At 68.3% G+C, this 17,569-nt stretch carries 13 protein-coding genes; 2 read left to right on the plus strand and 11 right to left on the minus strand.

Going from position 1 to position 17,569, the window contains the following annotated elements; genetic code table 11:
- Positions 1 to 29 precede the first annotated feature (29 nt).
- The 11 genes from AC57BR_RS17590 to AC57BR_RS17640 all read right to left on the minus strand — a co-directional run bounded on the left by AC57BR_RS17590 (position 30) and on the right by AC57BR_RS17640 (position 13,592).
- A complete protein-coding gene (locus AC57BR_RS17590; protein WP_496362841.1) occupies positions 30 to 1,484 on the minus strand; it encodes a UDP-glucose dehydrogenase family protein in 1,455 nt (484 codons plus the stop codon).
- A complete protein-coding gene (locus tag AC57BR_RS17595; RefSeq protein ID WP_496362843.1) occupies positions 1,481 to 2,665 on the minus strand; it encodes a hypothetical protein in 1,185 nt (394 codons plus the stop codon). The genes AC57BR_RS17590 and AC57BR_RS17595 overlap by 4 nt, the downstream gene beginning before the upstream one ends.
- Positions 2,662 to 3,912 carry a phosphotransferase family protein gene (locus tag AC57BR_RS17600; protein WP_496362845.1) on the minus strand — a complete coding sequence of 417 codons (1,251 nt, stop codon included), beginning with the start codon at positions 3,910 to 3,912 and terminating at the stop codon, positions 2,662 to 2,664. Before AC57BR_RS17600 ends, AC57BR_RS17595 begins: the two co-directional genes overlap by 4 nt.
- Positions 3,909 to 5,804, minus strand: coding sequence for an ABC transporter ATP-binding protein (locus AC57BR_RS17605; protein ID WP_496362847.1), 1,896 nt, complete (start codon positions 5,802 to 5,804; stop codon positions 3,909 to 3,911). The genes AC57BR_RS17600 and AC57BR_RS17605 overlap by 4 nt, the downstream gene beginning before the upstream one ends.
- Positions 5,804 to 7,000, minus strand: coding sequence for a glycosyltransferase family 4 protein (locus AC57BR_RS17610; RefSeq protein ID WP_496363349.1), 1,197 nt, complete (start codon positions 6,998 to 7,000; stop codon positions 5,804 to 5,806). The genes AC57BR_RS17605 and AC57BR_RS17610 overlap by 1 nt, the downstream gene beginning before the upstream one ends.
- Positions 7,000 to 8,217 carry a glycosyltransferase gene (locus AC57BR_RS17615; RefSeq protein ID WP_496362849.1) on the minus strand — a complete coding sequence of 406 codons (1,218 nt, stop codon included), beginning with the start codon at positions 8,215 to 8,217 and terminating at the stop codon, positions 7,000 to 7,002. Before AC57BR_RS17615 ends, AC57BR_RS17610 begins: the two co-directional genes overlap by 1 nt.
- Positions 8,204 to 9,379, minus strand: a complete 1,176-nt coding sequence (locus AC57BR_RS17620) for a glycosyltransferase family protein (RefSeq protein WP_496362851.1) — start codon at positions 9,377 to 9,379, stop codon at positions 8,204 to 8,206. Before AC57BR_RS17620 ends, AC57BR_RS17615 begins: the two co-directional genes overlap by 14 nt.
- 429 nt (positions 9,380 to 9,808) lie before the next feature.
- On the minus strand, positions 9,809 to 10,768 hold the full coding sequence (locus AC57BR_RS17625) for an SRPBCC family protein (RefSeq protein ID WP_496362853.1): 960 nt from the start codon (positions 10,766 to 10,768) through the stop codon (positions 9,809 to 9,811).
- Between the two features lie 272 nt (positions 10,769 to 11,040).
- Entirely contained in the window at positions 11,041 to 11,622 is a 582-nt protein-coding gene (locus AC57BR_RS17630; RefSeq protein WP_496362855.1) for an AAA family ATPase, read from the minus strand.
- A gap of 381 nt (positions 11,623 to 12,003) precedes the next feature.
- A complete protein-coding gene (locus AC57BR_RS17635) occupies positions 12,004 to 12,852 on the minus strand; it encodes a PhzF family phenazine biosynthesis protein (RefSeq protein WP_496362857.1) in 849 nt (282 codons plus the stop codon).
- Positions 12,853 to 13,112: 260 nt separating this feature from the next.
- Entirely contained in the window at positions 13,113 to 13,592 is a 480-nt protein-coding gene (locus tag AC57BR_RS17640) for a hypothetical protein (protein WP_496362859.1), read from the minus strand.
- Positions 13,593 to 13,738: 146 nt separating this feature from the next.
- On the opposite strand from AC57BR_RS17640, the gene AC57BR_RS17645 reads away from it, so the two are divergent.
- Both AC57BR_RS17645 and AC57BR_RS17650 read left to right on the plus strand, forming a co-directional pair.
- Positions 13,739 to 15,526, plus strand: coding sequence for an ABC transporter ATP-binding protein (locus AC57BR_RS17645; protein WP_496362860.1), 1,788 nt, complete (start codon positions 13,739 to 13,741; stop codon positions 15,524 to 15,526).
- Positions 15,523 to 17,562, plus strand: coding sequence for an ABC transporter ATP-binding protein (locus AC57BR_RS17650; protein WP_496362862.1), 2,040 nt, complete (start codon positions 15,523 to 15,525; stop codon positions 17,560 to 17,562). Before AC57BR_RS17645 ends, AC57BR_RS17650 begins: the two co-directional genes overlap by 4 nt.
- Positions 17,563 to 17,569 lie beyond the last annotated feature (7 nt).

The following is a 17,569-nucleotide window of genomic DNA, read 5'->3' on the forward strand; positions in this document are numbered from 1 at the left end:
GCACTATACGGGCTCGTGGCACCGCCCCGTTACGCGGGCTCAGGCACATGCGCCTCTGGAACGAATGAACCCTGACCCTGCGGAACCCCCGCCGGCAGTTTGTTGGGGGCGCCGAGGGCGCGGTAGTCCCAGCCGGCGGCGCGGTAGGCGTTGGCGTTGAGTGCGTGGCGGCCGTCGACGATGTTCCGCCGTTGTACGAGGGCGGCGAGTTTGGTGGGGTCGGCGTTTCGGTAGAGGTCCCATTCGGTGAGGAGTGCGACGATTTCGGCGCCGGTGACGGCGGTTTCGAGGGTGTCGGCGTAGGTGAGGTCGGGGTAGGCGCGGCGGGCGTTGTCCATGGCTTTGGGGTCGTGGACGGTGACGTTGGCGCCGGCTTGGTGGAGCATGCGGGCGACGTCGAGGGCGGGGGCGTCGCGGATGTCGTCGGAGTTGGGTTTGAAGGCTGCGCCGAGGACGGTGACGTGCACGCCGGCGAGGTCTCCGCAGGCCATTTCGGTGATGAGGTCCACGGTGCGTTGGCGGCGGCGCTGGTTGATGGCGTCGACTTCCCTAAGGAAGCCGACGGCGTGTCCGACGCCGAGTTCTTTGGCGCGGTGGGTGAAGGCGCGGATGTCTTTGGGCAGGCAGCCGCCGCCGAAGCCGAGGCCGGGGGTGAGGAATTGGCTGCCGATGCGGGTGTCGTGGGAGAGTGCGGTGGCGAGTTGGTTGACGTCGGCGCCGGTGGCTTCGCAGATTTCGGCCATGGCGTTGATGTAGGAGATTTTGGTGGCCAGGAAGGAGTTGGCGGCGGCTTTGACGAGTTCGGCGGTGGGGAGGTCGGTGACCACCACTGGTGTGCCGTTGGCGATGACGGGCGCGTAGCAGGACTCGAGGAGTGCCCGGGCGTGCCCGGAGGCGACGCCGAACACGAGCCGGTCCGGGTGCAGGGTGTCCTGGACGGCGTGGCCTTCGCGGAGGAATTCGGGGTTCCAGGCGAGTTCGGCCCGGGCGCCCGCCGGCGAGCCTGACCGGAGGAACTGGGTGAGCCGTTCGGCGGTGCCGACCGGTACGGTGGATTTGCCGGCGACGAGGCAGTCCGTGTCCAGGTGGGGTGCGAGCCGGGCGAGGGCGGCGTCCAGGAAGCGGAGGTCGGCGGCGGGTGAGTCGGGCATCTGCGGGGTTCCGACGCACAGGAAATGGATGTCAGCGCCGGCGGCGGCGGTGAAGTCGGTGGTGAAGCTCAGCCTGCCGCTGTCCAGCATCCGGCGGAGCAGTTCCTGCAGTCCGGGTTCGTAGAACGGCAGTGTTCCGCTGGCCAGTGAGCGGATCTTGTTCTTGTCGACGTCGATCCCCACCACGCGGTGTCCCAGCAGTGCCATGCATACGGCGTGCGTGGCGCCAAGGTACCCGGTGCCGATAACGGACAGCGACAGGCCAGCGGGACCTGTACCGGACGACGGCGGGGCGGACGGAGCGGCGTAACCTCCCCATGGGGAATTGCTCATGTCAGGCTCGGTTCTGTGCTCAATAGCGGGACGGGTTCGCGCCGGGGCGCCCGGCTTTCGGGCGATCGGCGCAGCTCCGGCGAAACCAGGTCCCTTGACGCCAGGTATCGCACCGCCCAGGATCCCCATGGTGGACGGAAGGAGTACATGCAGGCCAGCCTGAGCCGGGCGGAGGCGGCGTACGCCTCGAACCGGTCCGGGCTGACGTGGAGGCGGCTCGCCGCAGACACGATGCTCGCGTGGGCTATGGCAAACCGCTGCCCACTTAGGAGGTTCTGCCTCCGGCGCAGTTCCAGGTGCACGTCCAGGTTGGCCAGATCCAGGGCGGCCTCGGCCCTGCAGGCCTCGTCGAAATCCAGCAGGCCCGGCGCTCCGGCGTTGCCGGTGCCCAGTATTTGGTTGGTGCCCAGTATTTGCTTGTCGTGCAGGTCTCCGTGCGCCCACCCGAGGGGATCGTGAGGCCCGGCCAAAAGAGCAGCCGTGACGGCGCCGGCCTGTGCCAGGAGCGCAGCGCGTCCCTGCTCAGCCGCGCGGATCCCTTCGCTGTGGAGCAGCCAGTGATCGACCCAGCGCCGCAGCTTGACCAGTTCCTCCTCGGCATCGTGCAGGGGAAGCTGCTCCAGGCCGGCGCGGAAAGCGGAGCTGCTGGCGCGGGCAACAGTCTCCGTCCAGGCCTGTGACCAGTCCGCCCACATGCCGGCAAAAATGTCGTCCGGGACGGCGGTCAGGTCCTGGCCGAGCTCATAGTATGGCCGCCCGGCCACGCGGCTGAAGACCAGGACATCCGGCCGGGCAGCGGTCATCACCGGTGTCCTGAAGCGGCCGCCGGCCAGGGGCTCGGTGGCCAGCACGTGGTTTGTGGCCGCTGCCGGAGCCTGTTCAGGCCGGAACACTTTGATGTAGGCATCGGGCGCGCGGAGGACTGCCCGCTTGTGGGCGCGGTGGACCACTGTTTCGCCCTTGGGTGACTCGCGGGCGAGTGCGGGCAGTTTGGAGTCGTCCGCGTCTACGGGGACAAACCGGCCTTCGCGGAAGAACCCGCCCAGCACCCCGGGGTGGCTGGGCGACTGCACCTCCAGGACGTACCGGCCTGCCGAGACGCCGGGCCACGAACGGCTTACGAGCCACTCTTTTCCTGCCGGGTCGGTCACCCGGCGGGGGACGGGCGGGTGCCAGGTCATTGGATCAGCTCCGTTGCCCGCCTCAGGTGCCAGGACATGTCCTCGGCCCATTCCGGGGACCTGTCGCGGAAGGGGTCAACACTGCCGTTGAAGAGCCGGTAGGCCGCCCAGACATTCACGCCGGGTTGCGTGAACCGTCCGCCGGTCTGGCGGTAGCCTTCGGTGAGCCGTGCCGTCTTGGGCCCCCCGGCCGGTGCTCCCCCGGACGTGCGCAGCGCCGTCTCTTCCGCTGCCGCGAACGACCCCAGATCGGCCTCGGCTGCCCCGGCATGTGCCCGGTCGAAGTCGATGAGACGGACCTCCGAGGCTCCCACCAGCACTTGGTCGGGAGAGAAGTCGCCGTGCACCAGGACCGGGCCCGGCCCTGTGCTGTCCATCAGGAGCCGGACCAGTTCAGCCTCGATCCGCCTGGCGGGTTCCTCCAGTGCAGGCAGCAGGGAGGAAACCATTCTGCGCGTGGCCTGCAGTTGCGCGGTGACGCCCGCCGCTTGCAAGCCCGGCACCGGAATGCCGTGCAGCCTGGCCAGGGCTTCCCCGGCAGCGAAGGCGCTGGAATCGTCGTCGAGCCCTGCGAGGTCACCGCCGCCCCAGGCAACGCCGGCGCTGATGCCATGGTCCAGGCATTCCGCATCCCCCAGCTGGGGGAGCAATGGCACCCCGTGGCGCTCGAGCCGGTTCAGGAAGTGGGTTTGCTGCCCGGTGCCCGCGGGCTTGGCGGAGGTTTTGATGACGACGGCGGTGCTCGCCTCGTGCGCGAAGAGCACCAGGCGCCGCTCCGGTTTGTAGCGCAGGACGTTGCTGCCGCCGGGCAGGCCGGCGGCAGCGCTCGGGTGAAGCCGCAGGCGTTCGGCGCCGTGCTCGCGCAGCCAGGTGAGGTTCTTGTGCAGAGCCCAGTCGTCCTCCACGCCGCCCACCCCCACCAGCGACTCTGGGTGCAGGGGATCGGGTTTGAGGACGCGCATGTTCCCGCCGCGGGCCCGTGAGGTGCTTTCGCGCCGCAGCAGCTTGGTGGACGGGGCGGCCAGAGTATAGGCCCAGCCGTAATCGAAAGTCCCGTTGCGGATCCTGCGGAACGCCACCAGGACGGAGGTGCCCGGCTTGTAGCGGACGCGGGTGACTCGGACCGTCTCGCCGAGAAGTTCGGACAAGCGGGCATTGTCCAGCAGCCAGGGGAGGCCGGGCAGTGCGGCGTCGCGGCTGGCCAGGGAGAGGTCCGGATTCCTGAACGCTGATTCTGCCCTGGTCATGGCACTTCCAGCTTCTCTTCGGGCCGGCTGGGGTCCTCGTCAGCCATCCAGCGGGCGAACCTGGACCCGGGATCCCGCAGCAGCTCCGTCGGGCGTCCCTCCTCTACAATCCTGCCGTTTTCGAGCCACACGATGCGGTCGCAGGAACGGGCGGAGTGGGGATCGTGCGTGATCGTGATGGAGGTCCGTCCGCGGGTCAGGGCGGCGAGGGCCTGCAGGACGGAATCCCGGGAGGCGGCGTCCAGGCCCGCCGTCGCTTCGTCGAGAATCACGATCGGGGCCCGCCGGAGGATGGCGCGGGCAATGGCGATCCGCTGCCGCTGGCCGCCGGAGAGGTCCTTCGCCGCTTCGCCCAGCACTGTGTCGTAGCCCTCCGGAAGGTTGCGGATGAAACCGTCCGCCTGGGCGAGGGCGGCTGCTTCTTCGATGTCGTCGTCGGTGGCGTCGAGCCGGCCGAACCGGATGTTGTCCCGGACGGAAGCACCGAACAGCACGGAGTCCTGCAGCAGGATGGACACGTGGGACCGCACGGACGCGATTTTGAGGTCCCGCAGGTCCTCACCGCCCACCCTGACCGATCCCGTGGCGGGATCGATCATGCGCAGGATCAGGCTGGCCAGGGTGGACTTTCCGGCGCCGGACGGGCCAAGGATGGCAACGTGCTCACCGCCCCGAATGGTCAGGTGGATCCCGTGCAGCACCATTCCGTCGCCGTGGCCTGCGGACACGCCATCAATCACGATGTCCGGGTTCCTGCTGTCCAGGTGCCGGGCGTGGGGAGCCTCGGGGAGGTCTGTCTGGGCCTCGAGCAGGTCCGCGACGCGTTCGCCGGAGGCGGTGGCGCGGGCGATCCGGCCAATTTGTTTCGCCACGTCCTTCAGCGGTTTCATGCCCGTCTTGAGGTACATCAGGAATATCACCAGGTCACCCGGCGTGATCACGTGCTCCATGACCCGCCAGCCGCCGCCCGCCAACACCACCGCCGTCGCGACGCCGATCAGCACGTCCGTGCGCCGCTCGAGGCCGGCGGCGAGCCGCAGCGCAGCAACGCCCGTTCCCAAGGTTGCCTGGTTGCTGCTGCGGAAGCCGGAACTGATGGTGTCCTCCAGACCGTAAGCCTGGACCTCGCGGATGGCACCCAACGTCTGCGCAGCCGTCGTGGCCAGGTGCCCTTCCCCCTTGCGGGAGTTGCCGGCCGCCGCCGTGATCGGGCCTGAGCTGGCGCGGGACAGGAGGACGAAGACGCCGCCGGCCCAAACCACCACCAAAGAGAGCAGCGGATCCAGCCAGAGCAGTACGCCGATCATCGCCACCAGCGTGGCCATGTTCCCCATAAGAGGCAGCCCGGCGGTGATTGCCACGTCCTGGAGGCGGGACACATCGCCCACCAGGCGCTGCACCGTGTCCCCGGTGGACGCCCGTGTGTGGTGACGCATGGACAGGCTCTGCACGTGGCGGAAGGCCCGTGCCCTCAGGTCTGCGGCGACCCTCGAGCCGATGAGGGCGAAGCAGACGGCGGACCAGTAGTTGGAGATGGCACGCCCGATGCTGATGGCCACCACCGCCGCTCCGCACAGGATGAGTGTCTGCAGGCTGGCCTCCATGGTGGGGCCGGGTTTGTGCAGTGTGGCGCCGAGCGAGCGGGAAACGGCGTCGACCACCAGCTTGAGCGGCCATGGTTCCACAAGACGGAAAACCACGTCGAACACCAGCCCGGCAAAGCCGCCCGCCATGAGGAGACGGTGGCCCTGCAGATGCGGGCGGACACACCGCAGCGTCCGCCGCAGCCCGGACGCTGGCCTGGCCTGACGCGCAGGCTTAGCCTGACGCGCAGGCTTGGCCGGACGGGTGGGGTGGGCAGTGCGCGCGGAGTGGGCGGGGTTGGCGCTCATCATGCCACCTCCTGGCGGCGGGGCAGCGCCGCGGTGATGCGGGACAGCACGCCGTCCCAGCTGTAAAGCCCGACGGCGGCTGCCCTCGCCTGGATGCCCAGACGCTCACGCAGGGCGGGGTCCGCACCCAGGCGAAGAAGCGCTGCGGCGAAAGCTGACGAATCGCCCGGCGCAACGAGCAGGCCTGTGCGTCCGTCTTCCAGGATGGACGGTATCTGGCCCACCGCCGTGGCCACGATCGGCATGCCGGCGGCAAGGTACTCGTAGACCTTCAGCGGGGAGAAGTAGTCGTCCCGGCCGGGCACAGGCTGCGGGTATGGAGCAGCGGCGGCATCGCAGGCATGCAGCAGCCCGGGCACCGCATCAGGGAGCACCGCGCCGGTGAACTCCGCCTCGATGCCCAGCCCGGCTGCCGCCCGCTCGAGGTCCTGCCTGCCGGGGCCGTCGCCAATGATCTTCACGGTCCACCTTCCGTCGGTGCCTGCCTCGGCGTTGGCCAGCGACACTGCGGTGAGCAGGGCGGGGACACCGTGCCAGGGTTTCAGGGTGCCGACGAATCCCACGGTCAGCCGGCGCGGGTGGCGGCGGCCGCGCGGCCGGGGACCGATCCGCTCCGTGTTCACGCCGTTGGGTGCCAGCAGCGTTTTGGCGCCCGGGACCCGTCGCTCCACCCACCGCACAACGGGCTCCGAGACAGCGGCCACGGTGTCCGCGGCCAGGGCGTTGCGATGGAGCACGGCCTCCGCCAGGCGGCGGTCGAACAGCTGCCGGTACTGCTGCTGTTCCTCGATCAGCGGGGCGTTGACCTCCAGCACGGCCGGGACGCGCAAGGCTCCGGAGGCCATGGCCAGCGCCGGGCTGAAGAGCGAGTAGCGCTCGTAGACCACGTCGCAGCCGTCCCGGACCACCGCCTCCGCCAGGGCCGCTGCTGCCTCCCCGATGGCACGCTCCCACTCCTCCCCGGCTGGCCCGGCCCCGGAACCAGGCCCTGCCCCGTCAGCGCGGCGCGGCGGGATTTCGACGACGGGCAGCCCGGCCAGGTCCGCTGGCCGGTCGGTCCCGGCACGGGTGCAGTAGACCGTGACATCGGCCCCGGCCCTGCCCCAGGCGCGCACGATCTCCTGGACATGGACCGAGGATCCCTTGGTCCCGAAGACGGGAACGCCGGGATCGGCGCAGACGTAGGCGACGCGCATCACGCCACCTTCCTTGCCACGAGTGCCAGGGCGCGGAGCATCTCTGCCTGCTGCCGCACGTCGTAGTCCCGTTCGATCAGTGCGCGGGCGTTGCGCGCCAGGGACACCCTGTTCGTTGACGGAGCGCTCATGCGGCGGATGGCCTGTGCGAGCAGGTGCGGGTCGCCGGGCGGGGTCAGGATTCCCGTGCGTCCGTTGTGCACCACCTCGGGGATGCCCGTCACCGCAGTGGAGATGCATGGCGCGCCGGTGGCCATGGCCTCCAGCAGCACCGTGGGCATCCCGTCTGCGTTGCCGTCCGCCGCCACGACGCAGGGAGCGACGAACACGTCGCAGGAATCCAGCAGCTCATGGACCTGGTCCTGGGTCTGCGGCCCCAGCAGTCTGACGTGGTCCGCAAGCCCCAGCTGTTCGACGGCGGACTGCAGCTGTGCGGCGAGCATTCCTGTTCCCGCGATTCTCAGGTCAAGGGGGACGCCCTCGGCCACGAGCTCGGCGGCGGCTGGCAGCAGATGCTGGAATCCCTTCTTCTCCACGAGCCGTCCGACGGCGGCCACCCGCACCGTGGCGCCGATGGGCCGGGGGTCGCGGTACGGGAAGCGCTCGAGCTCCAGGCCGTTTCGCACCAGGTGCAGGCGGGAGGTAACGTCCGGGAAGCGGCGGCGCAGGAACCGGAGGTTGTATTCGCTGATCGTCACGGCATGGTGGGCCTGGGCAAACTTGGTCCGGAGATCGTCGCCGACGGTCTCAACGAAAATATCCACCGCGTGGGCCGTGAAGGAATAGGGAATGCCGGTGATGGCCGAGGCGAGTCTTGCCACAGTCGTGGGGATGGACGCGAAATGAACGTGCAGGTGCCTGATGTTGCGGCTCTGCAGGGCGACGGCGAGGCTGATGGCCTGAATCGCATCGTTTGTGTCCGTGGTGGCCAGTTCCGCGAAAACCCGGGACACCGCCGGGGCGAGCCCGGCGGCCTCCGCGGCGCGGAAGGTCTCCCAGACGCGCTCGGCGCTCTTCGGCCGGGCGATATAGGTCACGGGCGCCTTGACGCGTGCCAGTTCGGGATGGAACCGGGGGTCGTTGGGCGGCCGGAGGGAGAAGATTTCAATCCTGTCTCCGGCGGCCTCGCGCGCCAGAATCTCGGAGACGATGAACGTCTCGGAGAACCGCGGGTACATTTTCAGGATGTAGGCGGTAGCCGGTTCAGATGGCAACATGCGCGGCACCTTCCCGTGGGCTGCCGGCTGCCGCGGAAGCGTCAGGGCGCAGCAGGGGCTGCAGGAGTTCGGCCGCGAGCTGCGGCACGCGGACCAGCCCGTCAAGCCGCGCCTGCCTCCGGTCCACCCTGGTGCCCAGCCGGCGGACCAGCCAGCCCGAGAGGATGCCCGGCGTCAATGTGTTGATCTCGCGGTATTCCAGGTACCCCGCGGAAGCCAGGGAGGCTGCCCTGATCCGTTGCTCGGAGCGGGCATGGATGCGCGGCACTATCAGGGCAGGAACGTCGGTGCCCATGATTTCGCACACGGTGTTGTAACCACCCATGGACACGATGGCCTGGGCCCCGCGCAGGTGAAGCACCATGTCGTTGAGCCTTTCGGCAATCCTTACGCCTGGGGCCGTGAGCCGCCGCAGGTCCGTGATCTGCCGGGCCGGCATCTGGGGTCCGGCGACGATCAGATGCCGCACGCCCGCAGGTACGTCGGCTGCCGCCGCCATGGCTGCCAGGGCGTGCCCGTCCGCGCCGCCGCCCACCGTCGTCATGAAATAGGGGCGCTGCACGCTGAGTTTCCCGGAGCCGGGCGGCCTCCCTGCCGCAAGGTATCCGGTGTAGCGGATCAGGTTGGAGAAGGAACCCGGAATTTCGCCCGCTGCCACAGGATCGTGGATGGCAGGATCGCCATAAACCCAGATGGCGTCAAACAGGTCTTTGACCAGTGGCGCGCCGCCCACGTTCTCCCATTCGGCGATGGCTGCCCCAGGCTCATCCAGGACCTCGCGCAGTCCCAGAACTGTGCGGACGGGCCCGGCCGCGCGGGCCCGGCGCAGGGCGGCTTCAAGTTCGCGGTGGATGCCGGTGGCGTGGCGGTCAACCACCACCAGGTCGGGACGGAAGCTGCCCAGCACAGATTCGATCAGGCCTGCGCGGAGCGAGACGAGGTCCTGCATCGGAACGCTTAGGTTGCGGGGCTGATAGCCGGCGGGGCTCTTTTCCACTCCGGGCAGGATGACCCAGTCCCAGCCGGCCGGGACATCGAACCCCGGGGCTAAAGCGGTGCCGGAAATGAGGATGCCTGTCACGGCGCGGCCCGTCAGGAACGGGAGTTGGTTGCTCAGGGCGTGGGCCAGCGCGAGATTGCGCCGAACATGACCGAGACCCAACGAGTCATGTGAATAAAGAACAATTCTTAACTGTTCCATTTGGGCCCCCACAGCCTGCCGAACCACAACAACAGCGTTTGTTCGGGAGGCCTCAATGAGAAGACTTTGTCGGCAAATGAGAGAACCGTAAAGATCCCGCATGTCCGGGCGCGCGGCATCGCTGCCGCAACCGATGAGGCATTAACTTGTGGTTGCCGGGCGTAGGCGTCACGGCAAGAAAATGGCTTTGGCTGCCCCGGTCATGGGGGCACGAAAGATGAATCCCACGTTGCCACCGCGGGGCGTGGAGGTCAATGCTCAATATCAAACGTTCGGAGCGCGTATTTAGGCAGCAATGGACAAAAGCGGCGGCGGGTATTCCCGCCGCCGCTTTTGCGATTTGCTGGATGCCGCCGTCGAAAAAACGGTCGACGGCGGCACTTGGTTTTGCTAGTGCTGGCCGGAGGTGCCGCCCAGGGGTGGAATCGTTCCGGGATCGCGGTCCGCGCTTTCGGCCCGGTCCGCGGCGCTCCGTGTGTCGCTCGCAATCGTCTCGTCCGAGTCACCTTCATCGTCGATCAGGCCGTTGGTCTGGTCGAAGGGATGGGCGACGGTCTCGTCCGTCAGTGCCGAGCCGGTGCCTGCCGCAGTTCCGCCGGCAACACTTCCGCCGGCAACGGTGCCCGCCGCAGTTCCGCCGGAGAAGCCGGGAGTGTCCGTCGTATCCGTGACAACGGTGGTTTCGGTGTACTCCGGAACCACCGGGGTGACGGTTTCGTCGACGACATAGACGGTTTCGGAGTCCTTGTCCTTGCTGCCCGCGGCAACTGCTGCTGCCGCGCCTGCTGCGGCCGCCACTCCGGCAGCCGCCGCCACCTTGCCTGAGACGCCGGCCTTGCCGCTGTCTCCGAGCGATCCGGCCGCGTGCTCCACGCCAGGGGTTCCCACCGAGCCGCCTTCATTGACCGAGCCCCGCCAGGCGCCGCTGGCGTAGCCCTCGTCCTCGATGAATGCCTTGAACCTCTTGAGGTCGGCCTCGGCCTGGTGCTCCACAACGTGAAGCTTGTCGCCGATCTTCTCCACGAGCCCCTCGGGTTCGTAGTCGATGAACAGCTTGATGGAGGTCTGGCCGCCGCCCACGTCTTCAAATTCCACAGAGCCGGCATTGGTGGCACCCTCGGTGGCAGCCCAGGCAACCTTCTGGTCCGGCTTCTGCTCAAGGATCCGTGCCTCCCACTTGCGCTTCACGCCCGCGATTTCGGCCACCCACTCGAGGCGGTCGTCGCTGAGTTGGGTCACTTTCTTGACGCCGCCCATGAAGTGCGGAAAGTCTTCGAACTGGGTCCACTGGTTGTATGCCGTGCTGACCGGCACGTTCACCAGAATGCGCTTCTCAACCCTCGTGCTCATAGTGTCTCCTTCGTCGAAGTGAACAGATGATGGTCCGGCAATCCGAAGTCATCAGCATGCTTACTATATCGTCGGCGGCGGGGCATGGCCAGAGGATGCCATGCCCGGACGGTGGGGTTGGGGGTGAAAAGGGGAAGCCTCCGCGCGAATCAGACGACTCCAGCGCGGAGGCTTCCAGCACTCCGGTTTGGGGGGAAAGAGGAGAGCTTGCACCAATGTACAGCCGGCGGGACGTAAGGGCATGCGTATTGGGCCGTTTCGGAAATTCTTGACTAAACCTTGAGTCGTCCGTGGAGACCGACGGCGTCAGTCAGTTGTGCGAGCACATCGGCAGGCGGGCCGCCGGCGTCGATCTTCACCATGTCCGCGAACTCGGGCAGCGCGCGGTAGGCGTTCCTCAGGATGGTCAGTTCGGCCACTGATTCCTCGTCCGTGCCGCGCTCGAGGATCCGCCGGTGCGCGGTTTCGGGGCTCACGTCCAGATGGAGGACCAGGTCAGGGGTCGGCAGCGCGCGGAGCAGCCAGGGGAGAAGCCGTCCGCGGCGCAGGCCCCGCGCCTCGCGCAGCGCCAGCTGGCAGTGAAGGTGCCGGTCCATGACCACGAGCCCCGTGGAGTGGTGTGCCCGGACCGAGGACATCAGCACGTTGAACACGCGCAGGGTGGTCTCGGCCGTGTCGGCCAGGCGGGCTGGCAGCCGGACGCCGAGTTTGGCGCTGAGCACGGACATCCGCCGCCGGCCGGCATAGTTGCTCAGCAGAACCGCGTCCTTACCCTCCGCCCGGGCTGCGGCAACCAGGGAACGGGCCGCCGTCGTTTTCCCCGAACCGTCGATTCCTGTCAGAACAATGAGCATGTGGCCTCCTTCCGTCCCCCTGTCCAACGCGCCGGGGCCGGGCAACGTTGCTGCTTTGCGGCGCACGTCACGTTCTGTGTCCCAATCACCAACCGTCCGAGGCGGCCCACGGCCCGCGCACTGCCCTAAATCGGACGACGGCGGGTACGCCGGATCTTGCAGCTATCCTGCCGGAAAGTTGCGCCATTCTTGAGCCTGGCGGGGGACAGTATTGCCCAGGGGCCGTGCAGAAGCGCCGCGGCCCCCACAAGAGACCCGACACGAAGATCACCATCCGGATCACCCACGAAGGCCACGGACTGGGACGGGCAGGCGCAATGGGGCACCAGCCCGTCCCCGGCACGTTCGTTGAACGGGCGGCCGGAATTCAGGCAACGGGAATTACAGGAAGACGCTGCCCCGGATGACTGTGCGGCTGGTGCCGCCGACCCAGATGCTGCTGCCTTCGCTGGTGATGGTCAGCCTGCCACCGCGGCCCAGGACAGTTCCCTGGCTGACGGTGTAGTTGCCGTCCGCCACGCCTGAGCCGATCAGCCACTGCGCGAGGCCTGCGTTCAGGCTGCCGGTGACCGGGTCCTCGGGGATGTCCAGGCCGGGAACGAAGCCGCGCACCTCAAAGTCCGCCGGGCCGCCGTCCCCGTAGGCACCGATGACGCCCACGTTCAGCCGTCCCATGGCCACGAAGTCCGGCGTCAGGTCGAGCACCTGCCGGGCCGAGGCCATCCGGATGCCGAGCCAGCCCGGGCCGTTGTCCACCCAGTTGCTGTCCAGCACCTGTTCGGGCGTGATGCCGAGGCCTGCGATGGCCTGCTCCAGCACCTCAGGCTCCACAGGACCGGAACGCCGCAGCGGCGGGGCCTCGAAGAACTGTTCGCCGCCGGTCTGGCTGATCTTGACGAGACCCACCTCGCATTCCTGCACGAGTTCGCCGGAGCGCTGGGCCTTGCCGCCGTTCTCCAGCCATGCGTGCGCAGAGCCGAGCGTGGGGTGGCCGGCGAAGGGAAGCTCGGACGCCGGCGTGAAGATCCGTAGCCGGTAGTCCGCCTCCGGCTGCGTGGGCTTGAGCAGGAACGTGGTTTCGGACAGGTTGGTCCAGTTGGCGAAGCTCTGCATCTGCTCGGCGGTCAGGCCGTCGGCGCCATGGACGACGGCAACCGGGTTGCCGGGCTGTGGCCCGGGGGCGAAAACGTCGACTTGCGAAAAGGGATATTCGTTCACGGTGGCGGACATGCTGTTCTTTCTCTGGACGTCAATCTCTGAACATCACCGTAGGCAGTCGGGCGGACAGCACACCAGAGCCACTCCCGGAAAGTGGCCTGCCCCGTCATCCGCCTCAGCCAGCCGGCGGCTCAGCTTGCCCAGCATGGCTTCAGTCGCCCGGCACCGCCGGCTCGCGCGGCGTAGCGAGCCCGTCCACCACCTCGACTCCCGGGAGTTTGACCCGTGGGCGGCCAGGGCCTCGGCCACGGAGGGCAGAAGGAGCGTGTCGGTTACAGGAGTTCTCCCTTGAGGGCGGCGGTGGCGTCGGCGCCGGGGCCGGAAGGTGCCGCCGCCGGATAGGCGGGGACGCTGCGGCGCAGCAGGAAAAAGCGGCTGGCCACGGGCAGCCACATGAGCGTGGCCCCGGCCAGCGTCAGGACCAGGCCGGCAAGTATCAGGGCCGTCAGGTCGACGGGGGCGCCGAGCGCCGACAGGGCTGCAGCGACAGTGAGGAGAATGCGGGCCCAGTGCGCGCCGTGCAGCAAATGCTGGGCCGCCAGTACCTGCAGGGCAGTCAGCGGGACGGCGAAGGCCACGAGATAGGGCACCGCCCAGTCCGGGATTGACTGGCCGAAGTCGATTCCGGCCACCTCCAGGATGACGGGCATCATGCCGGCCACCACGGCGCTGGCCACCCAGCAGGCCGCCGAGAGCCGGACAGCCGCCGGTATGTTTCCGGGCTCGCCAAAGCCCAACTGCTGATCGCTCAATGAAGTCCCCATTCTTCAATTTGCGGTGTTCAATTGCAATGTTTCCGGATTTCCGGCGACGGCCCCAGCCTACAGGCTGTCCTCAGCCCCCGGACGTACACTGGCCTTCCCATCACTTCGAGGACCTGCTGCGAAGGTGGACCTGGATGCTCTGGAAGCTTCTTGTCCGGTACCTGCAGCCGCAACGGCGGCTGCTGATCGCCGTCGTCGTTTTTCAGTTGGCGCAGTCCATTGCCTCCCTCTATCTCCCCACCCTGAACGCGGACATCATTGACCTGGGCGTGGCCAGAGGGGACACCGCCTACATCATGCGCGTTGGCAGCCTCATGCTGTTCATCACCCTGCTGCAGATTGCCTGCGCGGTGACGGCAGTGTACTTCGGCGCGAAGGCGGCGATGGCGATGGGGCGCGACCTGCGCGGGGCGATCTTCACCCGGGTGGGCGGGTTCTCCGAGCAGGAGGTCACCCGGTTTGGCCCGGCGAGCCTCATCACGCGGTCCACGAACGACGTCCAGCAGGTCCAGCAGCTGGTGCTGATGTCCGCCACGCTGATGGTGGCCGCGCCCATGCTCAGCATCGGCGGCGTGGTGATGGCCGTCCGGCAGGATGCCCAGCTGTCGTGGCTGATCGCGGTGAGCGTGCCGGCGCTGCTGATCGGCGTCGGGCTGATCGTGAGCCGGATGGTGCCGCTGTTCCGCCTGATGCAGCTGCGGATCGACGCCGTCAACCGGGTGCTGCGGGAGCAGCTGGCGGGCATCCGGGTGGTGCGGGCATTTGTGCGCGAGGATCTGGAAACGGAGCGCTTCGCGGGCGCCAACGCGGACGTCACGGACACGGCGCTGCGGGCCGGGCGGCTGATGGCGCTCGCGTTTCCCGTGGTGATGCTGGTGCTGAACGTGTCCAGCGTGGCGGTGATCTGGTTCGGGTCGTTCCGGATCGAGGACGGCTCCATGCAGGTGGGCACGCTGGTGGCGTTCCTCAGCTACCTGCTGCAGATCCTGATGTCCGTCATGATGGCCACCTTTATGGCCGTGATGATCCCGCGCGCGGCCGTCTCGGCGGACCGGATCGGCGAGGTGCTGGAGACGGAGTCGTCCGTCCGGCCACCGGCAAACCCGGTGGTGTTCGCGGACGATGCTTCCGGCGGCACCCGGACTGGAACCGGCACCGGGACCGGAACGGGCACCGCCCGCGGTGAGCTGGAAATGCGCGACGTCGGATTCGCCTACCCGGGTGCCGAACGGCCGGTCCTGAGCAGCGTCAGCTTCACCGCCGCCGCAGGCCGGACGACGGCGGTCATCGGCAGCACCGGCTCGGGGAAAACCACCTTGGTGAATCTGATGCCGAGGCTTTTCGATGCCACCTCCGGGTCGGTGCGGATGGGCGGCGTGGACGTGCGCGAGCTGCACCCGGACCTGCTGTGGGGGCACATCGGCCTGGTGCCGCAGCGGCCGTACCTGTTTTCCGGAACCGTGCGGAGCAACCTGCTGTACGGCAAGCCGGACGCCACCGAGGAGGAGCTGTGGCACGCGCTGGCCACCGCCCAGGCCGCGGACTTCGTGCGGGACATGGAGGACGGCCTGGACGCGCCCATCTCGCAGGGCGGCACCAACGTGTCCGGTGGGCAGCGGCAGCGACTGGCGATCGCCCGGGCGCTGGTGAAGCGGCCGGAGCTGTACATCTTTGACGACTCGTTTTCCTCGCTGGACACCGCCACGGACGCCCGGCTCCGGCAGGCGCTGCGGCGGGACACCGCCGGTGCCACGCTGGTGATCATTGCCCAGCGCGTCTCCAGCATCGTGGACGCGGACCAGATTCTGGTGCTCGACGGCGGCAGGATCGTCGGGCGCGGAACGCACCAGGAGCTGCTGGAGACGTCGGAAACGTACCGCGAAATCGTGTCCTCGCAGCTGGCGGCGGAGGAGGCGGCATGAGCACCCCAAGCCGCGCCCGCGGAACCGGTACCGCACCCGAACCCGGTGCGGCCGGAACCGGAGCTGACCCCGGAACCCGGCAGCCCGACGTCGTACGCATTCCCCGGCCCGCCGGCGGACCGGGACGCGGCGGACCGTTCGCCGGGATGAACGTCCCGGCGGAGAAGGCACTGAACTTCGGGCCGTCGGCCCGGCGGCTGCTGGGGGAACTGCGCCCCGAACGGGCGTGGCTGGTGCTGGTACTGGCGCTCGCCGTCGTCAGCGTGGCGTTTTCGGTGACCGGGCCGCGGCTGCTGGGCGAGGGCACCAACCTGATCTTCGCCGGCGTGGTGTCCAAAAACCTGCCGGCCGGGGCGAGCAAGGAGCAGGTGATTGCCGGGCTGCGGGCATCCGGGCAGGATGCGCAGGCGGACATGCTGGGGGCGATGACGCTGACACCGGGGGCGGGGATCGACTTCGCGGCGCTGGCGAACGTGCTGCTGTGGGCGCTGGCGCTGTATGTGCTGGCGTCGGCGTTCGGCTGGATCCAGGCCTACGCGCTCAACGGCGTGGTGCAGCGGACCGTGTACCGGCTGCGCGAGCGGATCGAGGCGAAGATCCACCGGCTGCCGCTGCGGTATTTCGACTCCATCCAGCGCGGCGAACTGCTCAGCCGGGTGACGAACGACGTGGACAACATCTCGCAGAGCCTGCAGCAGTCGATCAGCCAGGCGGTCACGTCGCTGCTGACGGTGCTGGGCGTCCTGGTGATGATGTTCCTGCTCTCGCCGGTGCTGGCGCTGATTGCGCTGGTGACGGTGCCGCTGACGCTGGTGACGACGGCGCTGATCGCCAAGCGCTCGCAGAAGCTGTTCGTGGCGCAGTGGAAGCACACGGGCGAGCTGAACGGGCAGATCGAGGAGACGTACACGGGGCACGCGCTGGTGAAGGTGTTCGGCCGGCAGCGGGAGGTGGAGGAGCGGTTCCGGGAGAAGAATGCGGAGCTGTTTGAGGCGAGCTTCGGGGCCCAGTTCATCAGCGGCCTGATCATGCCGGCGCTGACGTTCATCGGGAACCTGGTGTACGTGGGGATCGCCGTGGTGGGCGGGCTGCAGGTGGCGTCCGGGGCGATGCAGCTGGGTGATGTGCAGGCGTTCATCCAGTACTCGCGGCAGTTCACCCAGCCGCTGGCCCAGCTGGGGTCCATGGCCAATCTGCTGCAGTCCGGGGTGGCGTCGGCCGAGCGGGTGTTCTCGTTGCTGGATGAGGACGAGCAGTCTGTGGAGGCTGCGGGTGCGGCTCCGGTTGGCGGGCGGGGGCGGCTGGTGTTCGAGGACGTCTCGTTCTCCTATTCCCCGGAGAAACCGCTGATCTCTGGGCTTTCGTTGGTGGCGGAGCCGGGGCAGACGGTGGCGATTGTCGGGCCTACCGGGGCGGGCAAGACCACGCTGGTGAACCTGATGATGCGGTTCTACGAGCTGGACGCGGGGCGGATAACGCTCGACGGCGTGGACGTCACCTCGGTTCCCCGGCGCGAGCTGCGCTCGCGGATGGGCATGGTGCTGCAGGATACGTGGCTGTTCGGCGGGACCATCCGGGACAACATCGCGTACGGCCGGCCCTCCGCTTCGGAGGAGGAAATTCTGGAGGCGGCGCAGGCGACGTACGTGGACCGGTTCGTGCGTGCCCTGCCGGAAGGGTACGACACGGTGCTGGAGGATGAGGGCTCCAATGTGTCGGCGGGCGAGAAGCAGTTGCTGACGATCGCCCGCGCGTTCCTGGCCCGGCCGTCGGTGCTGATCCTGGACGAGGCGACTTCTTCAGTGGATACGCGGACCGAGCTGCTGGTGCAGAAGGCGATGAGTGCTTTGCGGTCCGACCGAACCTCCTTTGTCATTGCGCACCGGCTGTCCACCATCCGCGACGCCGACCTCATCCTGGTGATGGAGGCCGGGCAGATCGTGGAGCAGGGGACGCACGCATCGCTGTTGGCTGCCGGTGGGGCTTACGCGCAGCTGTATGAGGCGCAGTTCGCGGCTCCGGTGGCGGAGGTTTAGGCAAGGA

The sequence above is a fragment of the Arthrobacter sp. BGA-UO-ETr-C19 genome (assembly GCF_059568005.1).

What these genes read in the sequence shown, in the direction of transcription:
- AC57BR_RS17590 (WP_496362841.1), bottom strand. Translation starts at nt 1,484, where the DNA reads ATGAGCAATTCCCCATGGGGAGGTTACGCCGCTCCGTCCGCCCCGCCG.
- AC57BR_RS17595 (WP_496362843.1), bottom strand. Translation starts at nt 2,665, where the DNA reads ATGACCTGGCACCCGCCCGTCCCCCGCCGGGTGACCGACCCGGCAGGA.
- AC57BR_RS17600 (WP_496362845.1), bottom strand. Translation starts at nt 3,912, where the DNA reads ATGACCAGGGCAGAATCAGCGTTCAGGAATCCGGACCTCTCCCTGGCC.
- AC57BR_RS17605 (WP_496362847.1), bottom strand. Translation starts at nt 5,804, where the DNA reads ATGAGCGCCAACCCCGCCCACTCCGCGCGCACTGCCCACCCCACCCGT.
- AC57BR_RS17610 (WP_496363349.1), bottom strand. Translation starts at nt 7,000, where the DNA reads ATGCGCGTCGCCTACGTCTGCGCCGATCCCGGCGTTCCCGTCTTCGGG.
- AC57BR_RS17615 (WP_496362849.1), bottom strand. Translation starts at nt 8,217, where the DNA reads ATGTTGCCATCTGAACCGGCTACCGCCTACATCCTGAAAATGTACCCG.
- AC57BR_RS17625 (WP_496362853.1), bottom strand. Translation starts at nt 10,768, where the DNA reads ATGAGCACGAGGGTTGAGAAGCGCATTCTGGTGAACGTGCCGGTCAGC.
- AC57BR_RS17630 (WP_496362855.1), bottom strand. Translation starts at nt 11,622, where the DNA reads ATGCTCATTGTTCTGACAGGAATCGACGGTTCGGGGAAAACGACGGCG.
- AC57BR_RS17635 (WP_496362857.1), bottom strand. Translation starts at nt 12,852, where the DNA reads ATGTCCGCCACCGTGAACGAATATCCCTTTTCGCAAGTCGACGTTTTC.
- AC57BR_RS17645 (WP_496362860.1), top strand. Translation starts at nt 13,739, where the DNA reads ATGCTCTGGAAGCTTCTTGTCCGGTACCTGCAGCCGCAACGGCGGCTG.
- AC57BR_RS17650 (WP_496362862.1), top strand. Translation starts at nt 15,523, where the DNA reads ATGAGCACCCCAAGCCGCGCCCGCGGAACCGGTACCGCACCCGAACCC.